The organism is Bacillus salipaludis (assembly GCF_004358205.1).
The window spans coordinates 74,778-97,159 of the sequence record NZ_SMYO01000007.1 but is presented as its reverse complement, the minus strand read 5'-3'; the positions used below and the strand labels follow the sequence as shown (position 1 = coordinate 97,159).

At 40.7% G+C, this 22,382-nt stretch carries 23 protein-coding genes and 1 other annotated feature; of the genes, 11 read left to right on the top strand and 12 right to left on the bottom strand.

All coding sequences use genetic code 11. From position 1 onward, the window contains the following. Positions 1-18: 18 nt before the first annotated feature. Both E2K98_RS15890 and E2K98_RS15885 read right to left on the bottom strand, forming a co-directional pair. Complete coding sequence (locus tag E2K98_RS15890) at positions 19-1,185, bottom strand: endonuclease Q family protein (RefSeq protein ID WP_133335783.1); 1,167 nt, start codon at positions 1,183-1,185, stop codon at positions 19-21. After that, positions 1,185-1,736: an NUDIX hydrolase gene (locus tag E2K98_RS15885; protein WP_133335781.1), complete on the bottom strand. Its 552-nt coding sequence runs from the start codon at positions 1,734-1,736 to the stop codon at positions 1,185-1,187. Before E2K98_RS15885 ends, E2K98_RS15890 begins: the two co-directional genes overlap by 1 nt. 73 nt (positions 1,737-1,809) lie before the next feature. On the opposite strand from E2K98_RS15885, the gene mciZ reads away from it, so the two are divergent. Both mciZ and E2K98_RS15875 read left to right on the top strand, forming a co-directional pair. Continuing rightward, positions 1,810-1,941 (top strand): Z-ring formation inhibitor MciZ, encoded by a 132-nt coding sequence (mciZ, locus tag E2K98_RS15880; RefSeq protein WP_133335779.1) that lies wholly within the window; start codon positions 1,810-1,812, stop codon positions 1,939-1,941. Between the two features lie 65 nt (positions 1,942-2,006). Further along, entirely contained in the window at positions 2,007-2,918 is a 912-nt protein-coding gene (locus E2K98_RS15875; RefSeq protein WP_133335777.1) for an aldo/keto reductase, read from the top strand. A gap of 719 nt (positions 2,919-3,637) precedes the next feature. Here the strand turns inward: E2K98_RS15875 and E2K98_RS15870 are convergent. Together E2K98_RS15870 and E2K98_RS15865 are read right to left on the bottom strand one after the other, a co-directional pair. Then, complete coding sequence (locus E2K98_RS15870; RefSeq protein ID WP_133335775.1) at positions 3,638-3,880, bottom strand: YqkE family protein; 243 nt, start codon at positions 3,878-3,880, stop codon at positions 3,638-3,640. Positions 3,881-4,018: 138 nt separating this feature from the next. Next, on the bottom strand, positions 4,019-4,687 hold the full coding sequence (locus tag E2K98_RS15865) for a 3-oxoacid CoA-transferase subunit B (RefSeq protein WP_133335773.1): 669 nt from the start codon (positions 4,685-4,687) through the stop codon (positions 4,019-4,021). A gap of 223 nt (positions 4,688-4,910) precedes the next feature. Between E2K98_RS15865 and E2K98_RS31005 the strand changes: the two genes are divergently transcribed. Further along, on the top strand, positions 4,911-5,051 hold the full coding sequence (locus E2K98_RS31005) for a hypothetical protein (RefSeq protein ID WP_165976297.1): 141 nt from the start codon (positions 4,911-4,913) through the stop codon (positions 5,049-5,051). 94 nt (positions 5,052-5,145) lie between these two features. After that, on the top strand, positions 5,146-6,066 hold the full coding sequence (locus tag E2K98_RS15860; RefSeq protein WP_133335771.1) for an alpha/beta hydrolase: 921 nt from the start codon (positions 5,146-5,148) through the stop codon (positions 6,064-6,066). 30 nt (positions 6,067-6,096) lie between these two features. On the opposite strand, the gene E2K98_RS15855 is transcribed toward E2K98_RS15860, so the two are convergent. Continuing rightward, entirely contained in the window at positions 6,097-6,417 is a 321-nt protein-coding gene (locus E2K98_RS15855) for an iron-sulfur cluster biosynthesis family protein (protein ID WP_133335769.1), read from the bottom strand. A gap of 121 nt (positions 6,418-6,538) precedes the next feature. On the opposite strand from E2K98_RS15855, the gene E2K98_RS15850 reads away from it, so the two are divergent. Then, entirely contained in the window at positions 6,539-6,745 is a 207-nt protein-coding gene (locus E2K98_RS15850) for a CDGSH iron-sulfur domain-containing protein (protein WP_133335767.1), read from the top strand. Between the two features lie 48 nt (positions 6,746-6,793). On the opposite strand, the gene E2K98_RS15845 is transcribed toward E2K98_RS15850, so the two are convergent. Next, positions 6,794-7,129, bottom strand: a complete 336-nt coding sequence (locus E2K98_RS15845) for a YolD-like family protein (protein ID WP_133335765.1) — start codon at positions 7,127-7,129, stop codon at positions 6,794-6,796. Positions 7,130-7,239: 110 nt separating this feature from the next. Then, on the bottom strand, positions 7,240-8,499 hold the full coding sequence (locus tag E2K98_RS15840) for a Y-family DNA polymerase (RefSeq protein WP_133335763.1): 1,260 nt from the start codon (positions 8,497-8,499) through the stop codon (positions 7,240-7,242). Positions 8,500-8,659: 160 nt separating this feature from the next. On the opposite strand from E2K98_RS15840, the gene E2K98_RS15835 reads away from it, so the two are divergent. Continuing rightward, complete coding sequence (locus E2K98_RS15835) at positions 8,660-8,854, top strand: YqzH family protein (protein ID WP_133335761.1); 195 nt, start codon at positions 8,660-8,662, stop codon at positions 8,852-8,854. 33 nt (positions 8,855-8,887) lie between these two features. Here the strand turns inward: E2K98_RS15835 and E2K98_RS15830 are convergent, their stop codons facing one another. Then, positions 8,888-9,685, bottom strand: coding sequence for an SDR family NAD(P)-dependent oxidoreductase (locus E2K98_RS15830; protein WP_133335759.1), 798 nt, complete (start codon positions 9,683-9,685; stop codon positions 8,888-8,890). Between the two features lie 9 nt (positions 9,686-9,694). Beyond that, a complete protein-coding gene (locus tag E2K98_RS15825) occupies positions 9,695-10,654 on the bottom strand; it encodes an MBL fold metallo-hydrolase (RefSeq protein ID WP_133335757.1) in 960 nt (319 codons plus the stop codon). Between the two features lie 195 nt (positions 10,655-10,849). Beyond that, positions 10,850-11,069 (top strand) — a binding site (T-box leader). Between the two features lie 243 nt (positions 11,070-11,312). On the opposite strand from E2K98_RS15825, the gene proC reads away from it, so the two are divergent. The 3 genes from proC (at position 11,313) to namA (ending at position 14,454) form a co-directional block, all read left to right on the top strand. Beyond that, entirely contained in the window at positions 11,313-12,158 is an 846-nt protein-coding gene (proC, locus tag E2K98_RS15820; protein ID WP_133335755.1) for a pyrroline-5-carboxylate reductase, read from the top strand. A gap of 59 nt (positions 12,159-12,217) precedes the next feature. Further along, a complete protein-coding gene (locus E2K98_RS15815) occupies positions 12,218-13,357 on the top strand; it encodes a glycosyltransferase (RefSeq protein ID WP_133335753.1) in 1,140 nt (379 codons plus the stop codon). A 77-nt stretch (positions 13,358-13,434) separates the two neighbouring features. Then, entirely contained in the window at positions 13,435-14,454 is a 1,020-nt protein-coding gene (namA, locus tag E2K98_RS15810; RefSeq protein WP_133335751.1) for an NADPH dehydrogenase NamA, read from the top strand. Between the two features lie 65 nt (positions 14,455-14,519). On the opposite strand, the gene rnz is transcribed toward namA, so the two are convergent. Then, positions 14,520-15,443 (bottom strand): ribonuclease Z, encoded by a 924-nt coding sequence (gene rnz, locus E2K98_RS15805; RefSeq protein ID WP_133335749.1) that lies wholly within the window; start codon positions 15,441-15,443, stop codon positions 14,520-14,522. Between the two features lie 222 nt (positions 15,444-15,665). Between rnz and zwf the strand changes: the two genes are divergently transcribed. Continuing rightward, positions 15,666-17,138, top strand: a complete 1,473-nt coding sequence (gene zwf / locus E2K98_RS15800; RefSeq protein ID WP_133336193.1) for a glucose-6-phosphate dehydrogenase — start codon at positions 15,666-15,668, stop codon at positions 17,136-17,138. Between the two features lie 252 nt (positions 17,139-17,390). Beyond that, entirely contained in the window at positions 17,391-19,775 is a 2,385-nt protein-coding gene (locus E2K98_RS15795; protein ID WP_133335747.1) for a M14 family zinc carboxypeptidase, read from the top strand. Between the two features lie 69 nt (positions 19,776-19,844). On the opposite strand, the gene E2K98_RS15790 is transcribed toward E2K98_RS15795, so the two are convergent. Continuing rightward, on the bottom strand, positions 19,845-21,122 hold the full coding sequence (locus E2K98_RS15790) for a DNA polymerase IV (RefSeq protein WP_133335745.1): 1,278 nt from the start codon (positions 21,120-21,122) through the stop codon (positions 19,845-19,847). A gap of 76 nt (positions 21,123-21,198) precedes the next feature. Beyond that, on the bottom strand, positions 21,199-22,320 hold the full coding sequence (locus tag E2K98_RS15785; protein WP_133335743.1) for a tripeptidase T: 1,122 nt from the start codon (positions 22,318-22,320) through the stop codon (positions 21,199-21,201). Between the last annotated feature and the right edge of the window lie 62 nt (positions 22,321-22,382).

Genomic DNA, 22,382 nt, shown 5'->3' with positions numbered 1-22,382 from the left:
GGAGTCAAACCCTAATTATTATTGATCCGCGATTTTCCCGTATTTGCCACCGCCGCCTGCAGATAGGTGAATTTCTCCTTCTCTCGCCTTCATAATTAATTCAGCAATTTTGGGCGGAACGACTTCTTTTAATGATTCTGCCGGGACTTCATGCAAAATCGCCATTTCACTTCCGAAATGATTGACAAGTTTTTCAAGCAGCTTCGGCCCTAACCCTGGGATAAACTCCAGCGGTACTTGGTGAACATATGGCGGTCTGTTTGAAGGACCCTCCTCTGCTGTTTTTAATTCTAAAATCCTATCTGCTACACCTTTAATGATTTTTTTGTTCCCGCAAAGTGTACATATTTGATCATCTTCACCCGCCGGATTTAAGCATTCTGCACAAACAGTTTTGTGGTATTTGCCTAGGAGCGGATCAAGCCCGTAATTGGCAACAACTCCACGACCATCCTCACCGTTTAATGCTTTTTGCAATTCCTTAAAGGTCGGCTCTTCCATCGCGATTACTTGATATTCTCGGGCAATCTTTGCGAGGGAATGGGCATCCGAGTTTGTTACAAACGTATATTTGTGAATTTCCCCAATTTGATCCGCCATGTCAGTATCTGAACTTAAACCAAGCTCAATCCCATCAATTAGGTTTGGGTCAAATACCTCTGTTAAGGAACGGTTAACCCCTTTCCCATATAAGCTTTTAAACGGAGTAAAAACATGGGCGGGGATAAAAATCCCTCCTAAGTCTTTAATCTTTTTTTGCAGTTCGAGGCCCGTTACATATACCCGCTGTGAGCTTAGCTGAACATTTTTTAGATTTTTTGAAAGCCAGGATGAAAATTCCCTCATGATGGCTAGAGTCGGAAAAAAACCTAGTAAATGGATTGGCCCGTTGCATCCCTCATCATAAATTTCCAACTCTGACCCAGGAATCACTGTTAAATCTCCAAATACTAAACCGCCATCAGGATGCTCGACAAGATCTCCGCTTTCAATGAGGTTTTCCATCTCTAAAATAACCTCCGGGGAATGGCTGTCAATAATCCCCACCATATTCAAACCCTTTTCATGCCTCGCATGTTCAATGATATTTGTAAAGGTTAACGATTTGGCACCAGTAATTTTGACAGGCTTACCCGTCCAGGTTCTGCCAATATGAATATGTAAATCCACATAATAATTTTTCATTATTTTGCTAGAGCCTCTTGTAATTGCAAATATTGAATGGCATAAATTGTTTTGGCATCGTAGATTTTTTGATCTTTCATATATTGAATGGCCTCATCGAGGGTCAATTCTTCAATATTTACAAATTCATCTTCATCGAGAGCAGCTGAATTCTCTTTTTTCGAAAGTCCTTTTGCAAGGTAAACATGAATGATTTCATCGGCAAAACCTGGTGAAGTATAAAAAGATGTCAGCAGTTCAAGGCTTTCACATACATAGCTTGTTTCTTCCTCAAGTTCCCTGTGGGCACAAAGGGCCGGGTCTTCTCCTTTTTCAAGCTTTCCCGCAGGAATTTCAACAATCGTTCTTTCCAAGGCTTTGCGGTATTGCTCTACCATGACGATTTTATTTTCATTGGTGATGGCGATAACCGCCACTGCACCAGGATGTTTGATAATTTCACGTTTCGACTTTTTCCCGTTAGGTAGTTCAACCTCTTGTATTTGCAGGCTGATGACCTTGCCAGAAAAAATTTCTTCACTATGGATTGTTTTTTCTTCAAGATTGTCCATAATTGTCACTCCTGTTCTAATCCGCTATTCATTGCTCATACATTTTACCATACTTTATTTGGAGGGGTATGGGATGAAGGTGTACGTACACGAAAAGGGCGTCCTCCTTGTCGGCAAAGGCTGGGAAGTGCTGCAAAAGCTTAAGGAATATAATAAAGAATTTGTTTATGTTTCGGATTGGATAAAGGATGTTTCCCAAAAGTAATCGTTACATTTGTAGTCTCCCCTATTCTTTTATAAAATTGTAGGAAAAGAACAGGGGTGGTTTTTTTGAAAAAAAGACAACTTGGGAACTCTGATTTGTTTGTGACTGAATTGGGCTTAGGGTGTATGTCGATTGACACCGATGAAAAAGCAGCCCGCTATATTATTGATACTGCTTTAGATGAGGGGATTAACTACTTTGATACCGCTGATTTATACGATTTCGGAGTAAATGAAACACTGGTCGGCGCTGCTTTAAAGCCTGTCAGAGATAAGATGATTCTTGCTACAAAAGTAGGTAATCGCTGGAGAAAGGACCGGTCCGGCTGGTCTTGGGACCCATCCAAATCTTACATAAAGGAAGAAGTAAAATACAGCTTGAAACGACTTGGTACAGACTATATTGACCTTTACCAGCTGCACGGCGGGACCATTGAAGACCCATTAGAAGAAACCATTGAAGCATTTGAGGAATTGAAGGCAGAGGGCTATATTCGTTATTATGGGATTTCATCGATTCGACCAAATGTCATTCGTGAATATGTTAGGAAATCCAAAATGGTTTCAGTAATGATGCAATATAGTATTTTGGATCGCCGTCCTGAAGAAGAGGCATTGCCACTTCTTGCTGAACATGGAATTAGTGTTGTTACCCGTGGTCCTCTCGCCAAAGGTCTTCTTAGTGATAGAATGCTTGAAAAGGCTTCGGAAAAAGGCTATTTGGATTATAGCCTGGAGGAGTTGCAAGAAGTATTGCCACTGTTGAAAGAAAAGATTGCATTGGGGCGTTCTTTTACAGAAGTCGCACTCCAATATAATTTATCCAACCCAACTGTTGCATCAGTGATTACTGGTGCGAGCAGTGCGGAGCAGGTGCGAAGCAATGCGGCGGCGGCTATGAGCCGGGCATTGTCAGATGAGGAGATTAGCTTTATTAGAAAGTTGACAAAGGCAAGCGTTTATCAGGAGCATCGGTAAAAGAAATCCCACTGGGCGTTGTCCAGTGGGTTATTTGTTGACTTTTGGCCATCAATCTTATGAAGGACTTTTTTTGGGAACCTCTATGGGTTTTGGCCTTCATCGACCTTATGAAGGACGTTTCGAAGGGAACCTTAGTGAGGTTTGGCCTTCATCGCTCTCTTGAAGGACGTTTCTCCCGAGCCCCTGTTGAGGTTTGGCCTTCATCGCTCTCTTGAAGGACTTTTCCCCGAGGCCCGCTGTGAGTTTTGGCCTTCATCGCTCTCTTGAAGGACGTTTCTCCCGAGCCCCTGTTGAGGTTTGGCCTTCATCGCTCTCTTGAAGGACTTTTCCCCGGGCCTTTGTTGAGTTTTGGCCTTCATCGGTCTTCTTGAAGGACGTTTCCCCGAGGCCCTTGTTGAGGTTTGGCCTTCATCGCTCTCTTGAAGGACGTTTCCCCGGGCCTTTGTTGAGTTTTGGCCTTCATCGGTCTTCTTGAAGGACGTTTCCCGGGGCCTTTGTTGAGTTTTGGCCTTCATCGGTCTTCTTGAAGGACGTTTCCCCGGAGCCCTTATTGAGGTTTGGCCTTCATCGCTCTCTTGAAGGACGTTTCCCCGGGGCCCTTAGTGAGTTTTGGTCTTCATCGACCTTATGAAGACCATTTTCGAAGGTTTCGCTACGAGTTTTAGTCTTCATATCGAAGATTAAGGACATTTCCACCAACAAAGACAGTAAGAATCCTATTTAAACTCTTTCCAGTTCATTCCACTTTCATTTAACAACTCTTCAAAGGATTTGTTCTTTTCCTTTAATCTTCTTTCTTCCCGCTTTTTAAACTCCTCTTCAGCTCTTTTATTCTCTTCCTCTATCTTGAGCTTCTCCTGCTGCTCTTTTAGCTGCTTTAGTAAATTTGGATCCATCATATCCTTCAGCGTAACAACAGATTCATCTTTTTTCGGTTTCTGTTTCGGTTGCTTTTTCACAGTTAGACCTCCCCTTCATAACGAATTTGCCACTATTATACCACTTGGCGCAATAAAACAGCTTTAGATTTATCTCAAAAAAACAGGTGAGAAAATTAGGAACTTTTCCCTTTTGGGTATTAACCTGCTTTCTTTTCCTTAATAGGCCTCAAGTAACACATTCTCATCCACCATTAATGCTGCTTCTGTTGAATTTATAACCTCTTCCACCGTAAACCCTTTTGCCACTTCAACAAGTTTTAGCCCGGAATCAGTCACATCCATTACCGCCCGCTCTGTGATAATACGATTGACAACTCCTTTTCCTGTTAACGGAAGTGTGCATTTCTTTAAAATTTTCGATTCCCCGCGTTTATTAACATGTTCCATTATGACAATGATTCTTTGAGCGCCATGGACAAGGTCCATTGCCCCTCCCATGCCCTTAATCATTTTTCCAGGTATCATCCAGTTTGCTAGATCACCGGTTTCAGAAACCTCCATTCCCCCAAGAATGGCTAGATTAATATGCCCGCCACGAATCATCGCAAATGATTCAGCACTGTCAAAAAAAGCAGCGCCGCTAATGGTCGTTACCGTCTCTTTTCCGGCATTGATTAAATCTGGGTCGACCTCATCCTCCTTTGGATATGGACCAATTCCTAGCAAACCATTTTCCGATTGTAGAACCACCTGTTTATTTTCTGACATGTAGTTGGCTACAAGAGTTGGCATACCGATTCCTAAGTTGACGTAAAAGCCGCTTTCGATTTCTTTCTCCGCCCGTATCGCAATTCTCTCCCTGACTGAGGCCTTTTCATTTGCCATTTCTCTCTCTCCTTTCGATTTCACTAGTTTTACCAAAGGATACTCCCTTTGCCCCATCCAATTAAATTTAACTCCTTATAATGAAAGTATGAATGTTAGAAAAGGAAAATGATGCTGAATTTCCTTAAAAAGTTGCTTTGATTGAATCTTTACCTTCTATGAATAATCATACTTCCATTCATGCATCTTATAAGGTGAAACCATCTTGAAGGGAGTACCAATGATGAGCCAAAAACGCGAAAAAGGAAACAGCCAAAAGGGAAAAAACTATGCTGACTCTGCAGGCGGGGGCCAAAGAATGATTGCCGCGGAAGAAGTAGAAAAAGCAACACACCCAACCAAGAGGCAGAATGCCGAACAATAAAATAGTAAAAGCCGCAATGGAGTTTGCGGCTTTTTTTATGTTAATATAACGCTAATAGGAAAATATTGTTGAAACCTTTCGGGAGGTGCCCTGTTTGAAAAAGGCATTTCGAACCTTGTTTATTTTATTATTTTTTTGGCTCGCACTTGCAATTTATTTTACCAACCGGCTGATGTATATGAAAAAAAAGGATGAAGAATTTATTTTAAAGCGGGAAAAAGAAGCCGGCAGATATAATCCTACACAATTAAAAACACTGCCGAAACGAAAAATCGAGATTCCTTCACCCTTTGGTTATGAAATTAAAGCAGTTCTTGTTGAACCGCACCAAACAGACCGTTATATTATTATTTCTCACGGTGTAACAGAAACGAAAATCAATTCAATCAAATATATGAATCTGTTCCTTGAGCGCGGTTTTAATGTGCTAATTTATGATCACCGGCGCCACGGAGAATCCGGAGGAAGGACCACGAGCTTCGGTTATTACGAAAAATTCGATTTAAAAGCCGTTGTTGACTGGCTGAAAGAGGAAAAAGGAACGAATCTTTTGTTGGGAATTCACGGTGAATCCATGGGAGCAGCAACGATGCTGTTGTATGCAGGAATGCTTGAGGATGGTGCTGATTTTTACATCGCCGACTGTCCATTTTCAGATTTCAGGGCTCAGCTTGCTTATTTGATTAAAAAGGATTTTAAGCTTTTTCCTGGAATTTTATTACCGATTGGAGACCTTATATTACGGATTCGGGATAAATATTCAATCCGGAATGTCTCACCGATCTCGGTTATTGAAAATATTCAACATCCTGTCTTGTTCATTCATAGCCGTAAGGATGATTATATCTTGCCCTCGATGACCCAGGATTTATTTGAACATAAAAAAGGGCCTAAAATGCTCTATATTGCAGAAAAAGGGCGGCATGCCCAATCCTTTAATGAAAACCGCACTGATTATGAACGAGTAATTGATGAGTTTTTACAAAAATATGTAAATCTGGAGCCTTCTCGTTAAACAGACTGTCCAATTGGAGCAGTCTGTTTTTTATTTGATGATAAGGCTCATATGCCCGTTTAAAATTTGCTGCGGGCTTTTTAATTGAAAGCAATTTGATACAGTTGAAAAATCAATTTTCATTTGTTCATCAAAGAAAACCGCTTTTGCTTTTTCGATATAAACCGGTACGTCATTCGATTCAATCTGAATGTCGTTATCATCCAATTCTGGTACAAACCACAATACTGTTACGCCATTTACCGCACAACCGCAGCCGTCTGTATCATATTTTAGCTTTAAATAGCCCGAGCGGCCCTCTGTTTTCATCTTTATTTTTTCAGCAGCCGCTAAGGTAATTTCTATTTTCATGTTTAAAAGCCCCCTTTATTGACATATGATGATTGTATCATATGTTTTTTTATGCTCTTATTTATCTGCTTAAGGTTTTTCAAGTTACAAATATAATAAATATTCTTAGGGAGTGTTGGGAATGTCAAAAGTTCAAATCAAGGTAAATGATAACGGATCCTATCGAATTACAGGTGATGTGGAATTAATCGACGGTTCAGGAAATATTTATACAACAAAGCCATCCTTTTCCCTTTGCCGCTGCGGATTATCGAAAAATAAACCTTTTTGTGACGGCTCACATAAAGGTAATTTCGAATCCCAGGTTCGGGTTCCTCAAGAAGATTAATTATTGAGAGCGGTTGTTATCAGCCGCTCTTTTTTATTTCGTTTGAAACTACACATCGGTCAACCGGATGTCGGCAATTTCGCGAATGGGGATACGATGCGCTCCTTCAAATCGGTCAACCACATGGAGCTTTTGGGTCATTTCGTCCCAATAATGGATTTTCCCAATGACGATTTCATAGTTGAAATTTCTGTAATAGGTAATCGTCACAAATTGATCAAACTCAATTGCCTCAACCAAGGTTTCATTCATTAGCTCAAGCTGCTGCTCATCCATTTCTTTTCTATTTTCATACCGATCTTCCTTTACCCAATTCCTGAGCAGTTTGACATGCTCGGGAAGCATCATTGATGTCCATTTGATTCTTCCACGGTCACGAATCATCCGCCTCACCTTCTTTCATACATAAATCAAAAAAGTTTATTTTTGTCTAGCTGCAGCGCCTAGGGGCTCTTTGGTCTACAGCCCTTGATCAAGGCGCTCTAGCTTTTCTTTTACATTTTATGCCCGCCAACGAGTGTAGCTCGATGCTTGGCGGTTCCTGCTGCCGTGTAGGAAACAGCCCGCAATAAGGAACCTGCCCCAAAACGGCTGCGAATGGAGTCTACTACATAACCCAAATCTCGTTTTTTATATGCATCCATATCAAACAAATCAAGCTGAAGCTCCTTGTCATCGACAATATTGCCGAGTGCGAGCGAAATTTGCCTTACGGTTTTGCCATTATAGTGCTCATAAAACAACTCAAGACAAACACGGTAAAGCTCCATTGTCACATTCGTCGGCTGTGTAATTGTCCTTGAGCGGTAGAATCCTCCTCCCAATTCATCCTGACTGTAGCCAATTCCAAGGCTAATCGTTCGCCCGACCTTTCGATGCATTCTTGCCCTTCGCGCCACTTCCTCACACATTTCTAAAATCACATGCTTGATTTCTTCTTCCTCTTTATAATCCCTTAAGAGAATTTGGCTTTTTCCAAAACTGATTTGTCCTTCGACAATTGGTGCGCCTAACTCCGAAAGGTCAATTCCCCAGGCATGATAGTAAAGCTGGTTGCCCATAATGCCGAATTTCTTTTCTAACTTTTCTAAATCATAACGGGCCAGCTGTCCGACTGTAAAAATGCCCATTCCATTTAATGTTTTTTCAACCCTTCTGCCTATTCCCCACATTTCCCTAAGCGGCGACACACTCCACAGCTTTGTCGGTACATCCTCATACGTCCATTCTTCAACCCCCTTTTTCTTTGCATCCAAATCAAGACAAAGCTTCGCCATTAACATATTCGGCCCGATTCCAACCGCACATGGCAGTTGGAACTCCCGCTCAATGTCACTCTTTATTTTTTGGGCAATGGTATAGGCATCCCCCCAAAGATGGATGGCACCATCCACTTTTATAAAACTTTCATCCACGCTATACGTATGAATGGCTTCCTTTGGAACATAGCGATTGAAAACACGGCTAATTTCTGTGGAAATTCGTAAATAAGTAGCCATTTTCGGCTCAACTACTTGAATACGCGGATCATTGGGAATCTCGAACAGCCTAGAACCAGTTTTAATACCAAATTCCTTTTTCACCCTTGGTGAAGCTGCAAGTACCACACTCCCCTGGCGATCATGATTGCCGGCCACAACTAAATAGCACTGCATCGGATCAAGGCCGTAAATGACAGCTGAACAGCTTGCATAGAAGCTCTTCATGTCTACACATAGAATTTTATTTTGCGGTGCTGTGCTGTAATCGACCATATTTCTTCCCTCCATGGTCATAAATGCGAACATCAGTTCCTTTATATTATATTCTTTATTTTAAGCGAATATGCGTTCGTATTCAATGGGAATTTAATGACAATTTTCCAATGTGGTGATGAAACAAAAAAACAGTATAATGGGATTGAGGTGCATAGCTGTGGATAAAAAACTGGTAATCAAAATGATAAAAAATTGTTTTAAACAGTACTATACCGAGGCAGATTCATTGCCGATGAGTGGAAAAGAATTAGAAGAACTTTATCATCGGGTACTAGAGATGATAACAGAAGAACCGGAAGCGAATTTGTATGAGGTAATCAATGATACGGTGTATGAATTTTTAACAGGTTAATCAGAAAAGAAAAACCGCCACAGAAGCAGCGGCTTATTTTTGATTAAATGCCTTTTTCCCAATTCGTTCAAACAGCCTTGGAAAAAGAACGTAGACAACGCTGCCCATATTCATCCAGCGCGGGAGGTTGATTTCTCTTGTCTTTGTAAGCATGCTATTAACCACTTTCTCAGCAACGTAATCCGGTTTAAGCATAAATCGCTGAACGTTTTTCACATAAGTTCCTTTTTCGTCAGCAATATTAAAAAAGTTGGTAGCAATCGGACCTGGATTCACCGAAGTGACTTGAACATTATAATCAGCCAATTCCAGCCTTAGTGAATTCGTATAACCAAGAACAGCATGCTTTGTTGCCGAATAAACGCTTGATTTTGGTGTGGCAATTTTTCCGGCTTGGGAGGCAATGTTGATGATATGGCCGAAACGCCGCTCACGCATTTTCGGCAGCACCATACTTGTGCACGCCATTAACCCAACCACATTTACCTCAAACATCCCCTTGATTTCATCCATTGTCGCCGCGTGGGCTTCACGGAAAACTCCAAAGCCGGCATTATTCACAAGGATATCGACCGAACCCATTTCCGCAAAAATGCGCTGAAAAACTTCTTGAACTTTTTCGGTATCAGACACATCAAGCTGAAAAATAACCACTTTGACATGATGTTTCTGTTGTAATTCACTTTGCAGCTGTTCCAGCTTTTCGATGCTTCTTGCCAAAAGGACAAGATTGGCTCCGCTTGCAGCGGATAGCTTAGCAATTTCCGCACCAATCCCCCCTGAGGCGCCAGTGATGACAATATGTTTGCCTTTTAAATGTTCCCTAACCAATTTATCACCTCATCTGGCCTGAAAAAGAACAGGCTGCGTGTCTTTATTAGTAATTTCACCAATGGATGATAAATAGTCAAGCTGTCCAACGGTCTCTGATATTGTCAACAGCAATTCACGTTTATAAACGGCCGGAAAAAGCCGTTTGCAAATTTCAAAAACACTTAACTGCTCTTCCCTTAACCAGTCAAGAACTGTCATGGCCCGTTCATGCTGCCGAGTAAGTCTTTTTTCGATTAGTTCTTTTAATTGATAAACCTCATCCCCATGCCCTGTGTACACAACAGAAATCGGATAAGATAACAATTTTTTCATCGATTCATTATGCTGCAAGAGTGGTTTTGGCCTTTCTGTTTCTCCCAAAAGCGGCGGCTCAAGCAGCGGATTTGGGGAGATATGGGCCAAAATAAGATCTCCGCCAATTAAAACACCGTCCTTTTCACGAAAAAGCGCAATGTGACTTTGAGCATGACCGGGTGCTTCTATAACCTGCCAACCGCTGAGTCCCGGAGGTGTCATCCCTTCATGTAAATGTCCGGTCAGTGAACGATTGCATGAATATTTTAACGTTTTTCGCAAATTTTCAAGGGAAGGTAAATATTCCTTGGGCAACCCAAATTGATGGAATAGCGCAGTAAAAAATTCCTCCTGCACCTGAAAAAATTCTTCTGTCGGATGAATCCATCGCTCATTTAGCGGGTGGCCGAACAGTTCAATCGTATCGGGTAAAAAATCAAGCATACCGACATGGTCGGGGTGATGGTGAGTCAAAATGACTTGTTCAATATCATCAGGACTTACATGCAAATCAGCCATTTGCGTTTTCAGTGAATTCCAGCATTCTTTCGTTTTTACTCCTGCGTCAATAAGCGTTAACCTCTCTCCCTTAATCAAATAGGCATTTACATCTCCTACCTCAAACGGAGTCGGCAGCGTAATTTTAGCAATTCCCTCTTTCCATTCTGTCATTCTTATACCCCCGTAACATTATTGTTATAAAATTTCCGAATGCAAAAATTTGATTATAAAATAAAGTGTACCGATTTTCTCAGAAAATGTCATTATTTTCACATAATTTTTTTGGAAAAAATAAAAAATTCAATAAATTAATCCCTTGACAGACAGGCTGTTTATAATGCATAATCACAATTAAAATTTGATTCGTTTAAAGCGATGAATAAGGCCAGTAAATGAGTAACGGTGAAAGAGAGTGAAGCTCTAAAGGCTGAAAGGCTTCACCACCCTCTTAATCATTGAACCTACCTTATGAGCTTTTAGGAAAACCTAACGCAAATCCGGCGTTATCGGAGTCGAGTGACCCTTTTGTATTTTAAAAGGGGTCAATGAAGGTGGTACCACGGAAGATAGACCTTTCGTCCTTTACGGATGAAAGGTCTTTTTGTTTTTAAAGAAGCTGTTTTCTAAAAGATTTTTGTTTTTAAATAGGTTAAGTGAGACGTTGATTGAAGCGGATGGTGCGAGACTCCAGCGGGAGCAGCGGGACAGGTGAGACCCCACAGGCGCTTTCAGCGCCGAGGAGGCTCACCGCCTGCCCCGCGGAAAGCGAGGATCCTGGAGCGGAAATCAACCACTCTTCTAATGAATAAAATAAGAAGGAGGCTGTAACATGAAAAAAATGGCAGTTATTGGTGCAGGTTCTATGGCTGAAGCGTTCATTTCGGGTGTTCTGGAAAATGGGTTAATGGAAAGAGAAAATATTTGGGTAACAAATAATTCAAACGAGGAAAGGCTGCACAAGCTTCGTAATCGCTATGGGGTAAGCGCCTCTTACGACATGTGTGCACTCTTTGACGGAGCGGATATTGTCATTTTAGCAATGAAACCTAAGGATGCCGCAACTGCGATAGCCAAGATTCGGGAGTACCTAACGGAACAAATGCTGGTAATTTCAGTTCTCGCCGGGGTTTCAATCAAAACAATAGAGGTTTTAGCTAAAAAACCAATGGCAATTATCAGATCGATGCCAAACACGTCAGCAGCAGTTGGATTATCAGCAACTGCCATTGCGGTCAATGAACGTGTGTCAGATGAGCAAATGGAAATGGCGAAAAAGCTTTTCAACACAGTAGGATTAACTACTATTGTTGAAGAAGAACATCTTGATGCTGTGACAGGACTTTCAGGAAGCGGCCCTGCCTATATTTATTATCTGATTGAAGCGATGGAAAATAGCGCAGTAGAAATCGGCCTAAATAAGGAAACTGCTCAAGAACTGATTGTACAAACGTTAATTGGAGCAGCAGAGATGGTCCGGAAATCGATAAAACCACCTGTACAGCTGCGCAAGGATGTAACCAGCCCTGGGGGAACGACCGAAGCCGGTATTCGAGTCCTTGAAGAAAATGGCGTTCAGCAGGCATTTATTGAGTGCATAAAAACAGCCACTGCTCAATCAAAAAAAATGGGGAAAGCATTGAGCACCCAGCTGGAAACAGCTGAACAGCTCCTATAAATTGGATGTTTCCCGAGAGTTCTTTTAAAATGTAAAAAAAGGACTGGGAAGTGTCATAGATGTTAACCACATTACTTTCATTGGGGATCGTTGTTTGGATTGCGTTTATATTGGATGCCTGGGCCGGTTTAAGAAAATTAGATTTTCTCGAAAATGAAACAGGTCTAGTAGATGGGGAGTTATTGACAGTCATTGTCGCAGCAAGAAATGAAGAACAACAAATAAAGTTAAGTATCCAAAGTCAATTGCAGCAAACCTATGAAAATGTCGAATGGATTCTGGTAGACGACCGTTCAACAGATCATACTGGAAAAATTATTGATGAGTTAGCTGGATCGGATCAAAGAATAAAGGTCATTCATATACAAGAATTACCGGAAGGCTGGCTTGGTAAAAACCATGCATTATATACAGGTGCCAAACAGGCTTCTGGTAAATGGCTTTTGTTTACAGATGCAGATGTTCGCTATGAAAAAGATGCATTTGCAAAAGCGCTGCATTATTTTAATAAAAATAAACTTGACCATTTAACCGCAGCACCGAATTTAAATGCCCACAGCTTTTGGCTCAAGTCATTTGTTGCCTTTTTCCTGTTTGGATTTTCCTATTTTAAACGGCCGTGGCGGGCAAATAACCCTAAATCCAAAATCGGTACGGGAATTGGTGCTTTTAACCTTGTTTCAAACAAGGCTTATGAAGCGTTCGGCACCCATGAGAGGATTAAAATGCGCCCGGACGATGATCTTCAATTGGGAATGAGAATGAAAAAGGAAGGCTTTTCGCAGAGGATTGTCACCGCCCTCCATTTAATTGAAGTAGAATGGTATGGCAGCTTAAAGGAGGCCTTTGTCGGGCTCGAAAAAAATACGTTTGCAGGATTAAATTACCGTATCAGTATGATTTTTTTAGCAGTTTTCGGAATCCTATTAACCCATTTTCTTCCCTTCTTTACCATTTTTTCAAACAGCAAACCTATTGTCCTGCTAAGCTTAGGTAATATTTTAACAAGCGGGATTCTTTATATAATGGTAATCAGAAGAATGACTTTATTTTCCCCTGCCCTATTTCTTGTTTTTCCCATCTCTGCTTTATTGTTTATTTATACAATTGTCCGGGCAAGTATATTGACCTTTAAACGGGGCGGTATTGTCTGGAGAGGGACAAAATATCGCTTAAGAGATCTTAGAGAAAAAGAGTGAAGCAGAGTTTTTCTTTAAAATGAAACCTTTTGATATACTAAATTATGGATTTAAATAGGAATTCAGGAGGTTTAAAAATGGCGGTAAAATTATTCTCTCCCTACACAATTAAAGGGGTTACGTTAAAAAACCGTATTGTAATGTCACCAATGTGCATGTATTCGAGTCATAACGAAGACGGACATATTCAAAACTGGCACCGTACCCATTATACAAGCAGAGCGGTGGGTCAGGTTGGACTGATTATTGTTGAGGCAACAGCCGTTACTCCACAAGGCCGCATCTCCCCTCAGGATTTAGGAATTTGGAGCGATGAGCATGTTGAGGGATTTAAGGAACTAGTCAGTCTGATGAAAGAGCACGGAGCTAAAACGGGGATTCAACTCGCCCACGCTGGCAGAAAAGCTGTTTTAGAAGGGGAAATCCTTGCTCCTTCTGCACTTGCTTATAATGAAAAAAGTAAAACACCAAAGGAAATGACCCTGGCAGAAATTGCCGAGACTGTTGATGCATTCAAAAAAGGGGCAGAACGGGCGGCAAACGCCGACTTTGATGTGATTGAAATTCACGGGGCTCATGGATATTTGGTTAATGAATTTTTATCACCTCTCTCTAATAAACGAACCGATGAATATGGCGGTTCAGCTGAAAACCGCTACCGCTTCCTCCGCGAAGTGATTGACGCTGTTAAGACTGTATGGGATGGCCCATTATTAGTTCGAGTCTCCGCACACGATTACAATCAGGAAGGTTTAACACCAGAGGATTATGTAACCTTCAGTAAATGGATGAAGGAGCAAGGTGTTGATTTAATCGACGTTAGTTCTGGTGCAGTTGTACCGGCCCATATAAATGTTTACCCTGGTTACCAAGTAAAATTTGCTGAAACGATTAAGAATGAAGCGGGTATTGATACAGGTGCGGTTGGGTTGATTACAACCCCGATCCAAGCTGAGGAAATTTTGCAGAATGACCGTGCTGACTTAGTTTTCTTAGCGCGGGAACTACTGCGTGATCCTTACTGGCCAAGAACGGCAGCCAAAGAGCTGGGGATAGAAATTGAAACGCCTGTGCAGTATAAGCGCGGCTGGATATAAATGAATAGAAATGTCCTTCATTGATTGGATGAAGGACATTTTTTGGTTTATTGAACGATTTTATTTCATTTCAACGGAATATTAATTTCTTTAAAATCTTCTGCAATATCCGTATTCGGAAAAATCTCACGTGCCTCTTCTACTAATTCTCTTGATGCATGCCGGTCATAACGTGAACTGATATGCGTTAGGCATAGCTGTTTACACCCTGACATTTTCGCAATTTTCGCTGCTTGGTGTGTGGTGGAATGAAAATAATCAAATGCAAGCCTTTCCTCTCCTTTTGAGAAGGTAGCTTCGTGCACTAACAAATCTGCATGTTCCGCCAAGGAAACCGCCTGTTCACAATACCTGGTATCCCCTAAAATGGTTATAATCCTTCCCTTTTGGGGCTGTCCAAGGAAATCTGCCGGATGAATCGTTCTACCATCTTCAAGGGTAACCGTTTCACCATTTTTGATTTTCTTAAAAACAGGACCTGGACGAACACCTATTTCCACCAATTTATCAGCAAGCAATGTTCCCGGCCGATCCTTTTCAACAATTCGATAACCATAGGACGGAATTCCATGTTCTAAAAGACCTGCTTCAACAATAAACTGGTCATCCTCAAAAATTATCCCATCCTCAATCTCAATGACGGTGATATTATATTTTAAATAGGTCTGACTTACAGAAAGACTCACATCAATAAATTCCTTAATTCCCTTTGGACCATAAACGGTGACTTCCGATTCTCCCCCCTGAAAGGAACGGCTCGATAATAGCCCGGGCAGGCCATATATATGATCGCCATGAAGGTGAGTGATAAAAATTTTTTCAATTCTGCGCGGTTTAATTGCAGTATGTAAAATTTGATGCTGTGTTGCCTCTCCGGCATCAAATAGCCAGATTGTCCCCCGCTCTTCAAGTAATTTTAAGGCAATGGATGTAACATTGCGAAGCTTTGCCGGCATTCCAGCACCCGTTCCTAAGAAAAAAATATCCACTCAAACATGCTCCTTTCAAACACCCGTACTTATTAATAGCTTTACTATAGCACAAACCAGTCTTTGAAAATAAATTGATTTTTACATGATTGCTTTTTATTTGCGAATTATATAGTAAACAGATAAAATTTAATACTTGGTAAGATAACGTTATTTTATACGATACATACTGGAAAAGAGGTATTTTTAGTGGAACAAACTGGAAGCACATCTTCACTCATTATGATTTTTGGTGCAACTGGCGATTTAGCCAAACGGAAGTTGTTTCCTTCGCTATACCGGCTATTTGAAAAAGGCCGATTATCCGATCAATTTGCTGTAATTGGTGTGGCAAGAAGGTCGATTTCGAATGATGAATTTCAACAATCCGTAAAAGAATCTGTTCTTTCTGCTCTAGGAAGAGATAAAAATATTGATGAATTTATTTCCCACTTTTACTATCAGGCACACGATGTGCAGGATTCGAGTTCATACCTTGCTCTTAAAAAGTTAGCAGATGAGATTGATGAACATTATAAGTTAGAAGGCAACCGGATTTTTTACCTCGCCATGGCACCGGAATTTTTCGGACCAATTGCCCTTCATTTAAAATCTGATGGTTTAACGGATGTAAAAGGATACAAACGACTTGTCATCGAAAAACCATTCGGACATGACCTTGCGTCTGCAAAAGAATTAAATAAGCAAATTAGAACAGCTTTTTCTGAGGAAGAAATTTATCGGATTGACCACTATCTTGGAAAAGAAATGGTAAGAAACATAGAAGTAATTCGTTTCGCCAATGCCATTTTTGAACCATTATGGAATAACCGATATATCTCCAATATTCAAGTCACCTCAAGTGAGACACTTGGAGTAGAGGAGCGAGGACGCTATTACGAAAAAAGCGGTGCATTAAGGGATATGGTACAAAACCACATGCTGCAGATGGTAGCCCTCCTTGCGATGGAGCCTCCGATTAAGCTTACAACGGATGAAATTCGTTCCGAAAAAGGAAGAGTATTCAGAGCTATTCGTAAGATAGAAGGCGAAGAAGTAAAGGATTATTTTGTTCGCGGGCAATACGGCGAAGGGGAAATGGATGGCAAAAAGGTTCCGAAATACCGTGACGAACCAATGGTGGACAAAGAGTCCAATACAGAAACCTACGTCGCAGGGAAAGTGATGATTGATAATTTCCGCTGGGCTGGAGTACCTTTTTATATCAGAACAGGAAAAAGGCTTAAGGTAAAATCCACCAAAATTGTTGTGCAGTTTAAAGATATACCAATGAATTTATACTATCAAACGGAAAAAATGTTAAACCCTAATCTCCTTGTTATCCATATCCAGCCGGAAGAAGGAATTACGTTACATTTAAATGCCAAAAAGGCAGGCGGTCATCTCGATGCCCAAGTGGTGAAATTAAGCTTTGCCAATACGGGGATCCATGCGATGAATACTCCGGAGGGTTATGAAAAGCTTCTATATGACTGTATGCAGGGAGACGCAACAAACTTTACCCATTGGGATGAAGTAGCCTATTCTTGGAGCTTTGTTGATAAAATCTCTGAAGCCTGGAAAAATAGTAAGGACGAAAGCTTTCCAAATTATGAATCAGGTTCAAGAGGTCCTGACGCAGCAGATCAATTATTAGAAAAAGACGGTTTCTCTTGGTGGCCTGTAACTGAATTAGAAGTAGAAACTTGCAATTAAATAAAAACTAAAAAGCTCCGCTTTGTTATCACAGCAAAGCAGAGCTTTTTTATATTTCGAAAAGTAAAAATTTTGTAGGGCGAAATGTAAATATTTCTCTGATTTTTCGACAGAATCTTTAATAGATTAAAATTACAATAGAATTGCATTAAAATTTAATGAGAATACGGAGGTGAATTAGCATACATAGGTTCCACCTAGTGCTTTAGTTTTCAATTATTCTAAAACTATTATAGGGGCGGATGAAAAGAAATGAAGAGAAAGAAAACGGTTGCTAGTCTTTTAACAATAGGCTTATTTACAACTACGATCCCTTTTACTGCAAGTTTTGCCGAAGGACCCAAGTGGACGAATGTTAATGTATATGAAGAACAAGATGGAAGCAAGTTTAATAGTGAAACCTATGAGTTTGTGAAGTTCTCTCAAATTGGCGCAAAACTAAAAGATATTGAGAAACAATCAAACCGTGTGAAAGTTGAGGTCCGAGGAACATCCGCTAAAGGGCATCCGCTTTATGTCGTAACAATCGCAGACCCGACAACCCAAGGAAAATTTGGAAAAATTCAAGCGCTAAGAAAACAAATGTTTAAAAACCCAGGCAAGGCTCAAGATTGGATTAACAATAATCCTGATTTTAAAGTTCCTATCATGATAAATGGGTCTATTCATGGTACAGAATTCGTGGGAAGTGATGCCATTCTTCAATTGATTGAACGCTTTGCCAAACAAAATGATAATGAGACAAAAAATATTTTGGCTAATAATATTCTTATTTTCAATGTAGTGCAAAACCCTGATGGCCGCGTGGATGCTACCCGTTTTAACGGTGAGGGAATCGACTTGAACCGCGACTTTATTACACAATCACAGCCGGAAACTAGGGAAACAGTTGGGCTTATTAAGGAATGGAACCCAATGGTGTTCCTTGATACCCACGGATATGTGAAAAATTACGCTCCAAACCGCCAGGGCTTAATTGAGCCATGTACACCACCGCATAATCCAAACTATGAGTATGATCTCTATAATAAGTGGGCTTATAAGCAGGCTGAGGCAATGGAAGCGCAAATTATAAAAGAAAAAAATAAATTCTCAAGTAATAGCCTCTATCAAGATATGCAAGGTGTATATGTTCCGCAGCGTGATGATGCTGCAGGCTGGGATGATTATCCGCCAATTTTCACACCGATGTATGCAATGTATCATGGTGCTTACGGTCATACACTTGAAGCACCAACAAATGATTTGGACGGGGTACTTTGGCAATACAACGCCATAATGGGAGCACTTAAATTTGCAACAGAAAACAAACAGGCAATGATTACCGATCAAATTGAAATGTTTAAACGTGGTATTAATTTTGATCATCCATTCCATCAGGATGGATTTTTCCCGAAAGCTTATATCCTCCCTGTTAACGAAAAGGATCCAACTGTAACTCAAAAAGCTGTGAATCACTTACTAAACAATGATATTGAAGTAGAGCAAGCTACTAAAGCATTTGCAGTAGATGGAAAAACGTACCATAAAGGGACATATCTTGTAAAAATGGACCAAGCAAAAGCAGGGTTAGCTAACACGATGCTTTGGAAGGGAGAAGACATCACCGAAGATACTCCAGCAATGTATGATATATCTGCTTGGAGCTTACCGGAGCTTTGGGGCTTTGAAGCAGTAGCAACACAAAATTCTATTAATGTAACTGCTTCAAAGGTGAATCAGGTTACTGGCCAAGGAGCTGTAACAGGCAAGGGGCCATTCCTAATTCCTAATAGTTCTGTAAAAGCTGTTAATCTAGTAAATACATTGCTTCAAAAAGGGGTATCTGTAAAGCGTGATGCTGAAGGTAATTTTTATGTCGAATCGGCAGCTAATACTTTTTCTGCAGCTGTAAAAGATTCAGGAATACAGATAGGATCAGTTGCTAAGATTCCGGCAAAAGCGTCAGCATTAACCACCTTAAAGGTTGCAATCTTAAAGGATGGCGGTATGGGTAAACAACAATCCCACAGTGGAACAAAGCTTGCTCTTAAGAGACTTGGATTCCAAGTGGCAGAAGTGACGCCTGTCGAGGTAGCTGAAAATGGGCTTAATGGTTTAGATGTATTTGTATACAGTGGAACAGAAAGCCTTATTTCTACAAATTTATCAGCTGCTAATAAAGAATTTGGCTTCCAAAATGCAGATCAACTAAATACCTTTAAAGCTAATGTTTCAAGCTTTGTTGATCAAGGAGGAAAGTATTTAGCTATTGGAGCAGGAGCATCAAGAGCAACAAAAACATTAGGTTTAACTGATGATACAATCAATGTTGGCGGATCCAACTATAATGGAATCGTAAAAGTCGACTACGAAGGAAGTGGTTTAACTGCTGGCTATAGCCAAGATGATTTAGGATTTGTTTACCGTCCGGCATGGTTTACAAACACTGAAAATGATGAAGTGGGTGCAACTCTAGCAAACACTGACGACTTCTTCATGGCAGGCCATTGGAAAAACAATAATGCTGCGAAAGGCCAGGCTGTGGTCGTAAAAGAGCAGGATAAAGACGTAACCCTAATTGGCCTAGAAGTAGGCTTCCGTGACCATACAGATTACCTGTTCCGTCTTCTATCCAATGCAATCTTTGAAAAATAAGCTGCATACTTGTTAAAATTTTAATAAAAATAAAAAGCTCCGCTTTGTTCTCTCTGCAAAGCGGAGCTTTTATTCGTCTTTATTCTTTTCCGGAAACGAACGTAAAAAATCCTTATTGAAACTAGTTTCGGTTCCAACTTTATGGTCGGGATCAATCGGTCTTTGCGAGGAGGCCGTTTCGACAATATGCTTGCCGTACTTTTTTCGAAGGTTCGATAATGTATTGAGCAACGGCTCCTTTTTCGCATCCTTTTCATAGGAAAACAAGTCAAGCTGCTTATAGGCATCGTCATGATCCAATAAATCAGATCCCGTGATCCCCAATAATCTTACAGGGTTCCCATTCCAATGCTTGATAAATAACTGCTTTGCAGCAGATGAAATTTCATCCTTTTGATAAATAGGATTTGAAAGCTTTTTGCTCCTTGTAATCGTCTTGCGATCCTTGAAACGAATGGTAATACCCAATGTAGATGCAAGAACATTTTTCCGCTTCAGTCTGACCGAAACCGTTTCTGCTAATGAATCCAAAACAGCAAAAAGCTCTTGCTGATTGCTAATATCCCTTGGAAGAGTCGTTGAATTACCGATGCTTTTAAACTCGGCCACGGATTCTGGATCAACGGGTCTTGAGTCAATTCCATTTGCACGATCTTTTATCCGAAGACCATTAATGCCTAACAGGGTTTTGAGTTGAATTTCATTTCCCTTTGCCAAATCACCAATCGAATGAATGCCAATTGTTGTTAGCTTTTCTGCTGTCTTTCTTCCAACCCCATGCATCTCATTTGTATTTAACGGCCAAAGAACTGATGGAATATCCCTTTTACGAAGAATCGTAATTCCCATTGGCTTTTTCATATCAGAAGCCATTTTAGCTAAAAATTTATTAGGAGCAATCCCAATGCTGCAGGGCAGGTCAAGCTGCTCAAGAATTCTTTTTTGAATACTTCCGGCTATTTCAATAGGACTGCCAATCTCATAGGATTCTGTAATATCCATATAACCTTCATCAATCGAAACAGGTTCAACGAGTTCTGTGTATTGCCGGAGGATTTCAAACATCCCCATCGAAGCAGCCCGATATCGGTCAAAATTAGGAGATTTTACTATTAGCTTCGGGCATAGCTTTTTCGCCTCCCAAAGTGGCATCGTCGTTTTCACTCCAAATTTTCTTGCCTCATAGCTGCATGTGACAATAATCCCTCTTCGTTCTTCCACATTTCCGGCAATTGCGAGTGGTTTCCCCTTCAACTCCGGGTCATAGGCCATTTCCACGGAAGCGTAAAAGCTATTCATATCAACATGTAAAATAACCCTTCCGTTTTTCGGATACATTTCCTTCATGTCCCGCACTTCCTAACAACCTTTTATACCTAAAGTATAACAAAAAGGAGAGCTGCCCGCTCCCCTTCAAGCTGTACTATTGATTTGTTACTTCATCAATGATGGCCAGTGTCATTTCCGCCAATTTATATAATTCTTCAACCGGCATACGCTCGTTTGTGGTATGGATTTCTTCATAACCAACGGCAAGATTGACTGTTGGAATGCCAAAGCCTGCAATCACATTGGCATCACTTCCGCCACCGCTATGCTGTAATTCACAGCTGCGGCCAATTTTCCCTGCCGCTTTGCGGGCAATCTCAACGACTTGATCTCCCTCACCAAATTTAAAACCTGGATACATAACTTCGACGTTAACTTCTGCTTTTCCGCCCATTTCTTTAGCTACGGTTTCAAAAGCATCTTTCATTTTTTGAACCTGTGCCTCCATTTTTTCAGGAATTAACGAACGGGCCTCTGCTAAAATATCTACTCGGTCACACACGATATTCGTCGCTTGCCCGCCTTCAAATCGACCAATATTTGCAGTGGTTTCTTCGTCTATTCTTCCTAAAGGCATTTTTGCAATGGATTTAGCGGCAATGGTGATGGCGGAAACTCCTTTTTCAGGTGCAACACCAGCATGAGCTGTTTTTCCATAGATAACCGCTTTCACTTTAGCTTGTGTAGGCGCAGCAACGACAACATTTCCAACTAAACCATCACTATCTAGCGCATATCCATATTTTGCCTTCATTAGGGAAGGATCTAATGCCTTTGCCCCAACAAGACCTGACTCTTCTCCAGCCGTAATGACAAATTGGATTAATCCATGGTCGATATTTTGTTCTTTTAAAACACGAATCATTTCAAACATGGCAGCTAAACCAGCTTTATCATCAGCACCAAGAATAGTCGTTCCATCTGTAACCACATAGCCATCCTTAATCGATGGCTTTACACCTTTTGCCGGAACGACTGTGTCCATATGGGACGTGAAATAAATCGGGTCGATACCTTCTTTTGTGGCAGGAAGGGTACAAATTAAATTCCCTGCTCCATGACCAGTTTGTGCTGTCGTATCATCCTCGAAAACTTCAAGACCTAATTCTGAAAACTTCTGCTTTAAAACTTTCGCTATTTCCGTCTCATATTTCGTTTCTGAGTCGATTTGTACCAGTTCCAAAAATTCGTTCAAAAGACGCTCTTGATTAATCATCTAGCCGAACCTCCATTTTATGTACTTTATTCACTATTTCAGTATACCTTTTCGTATACATG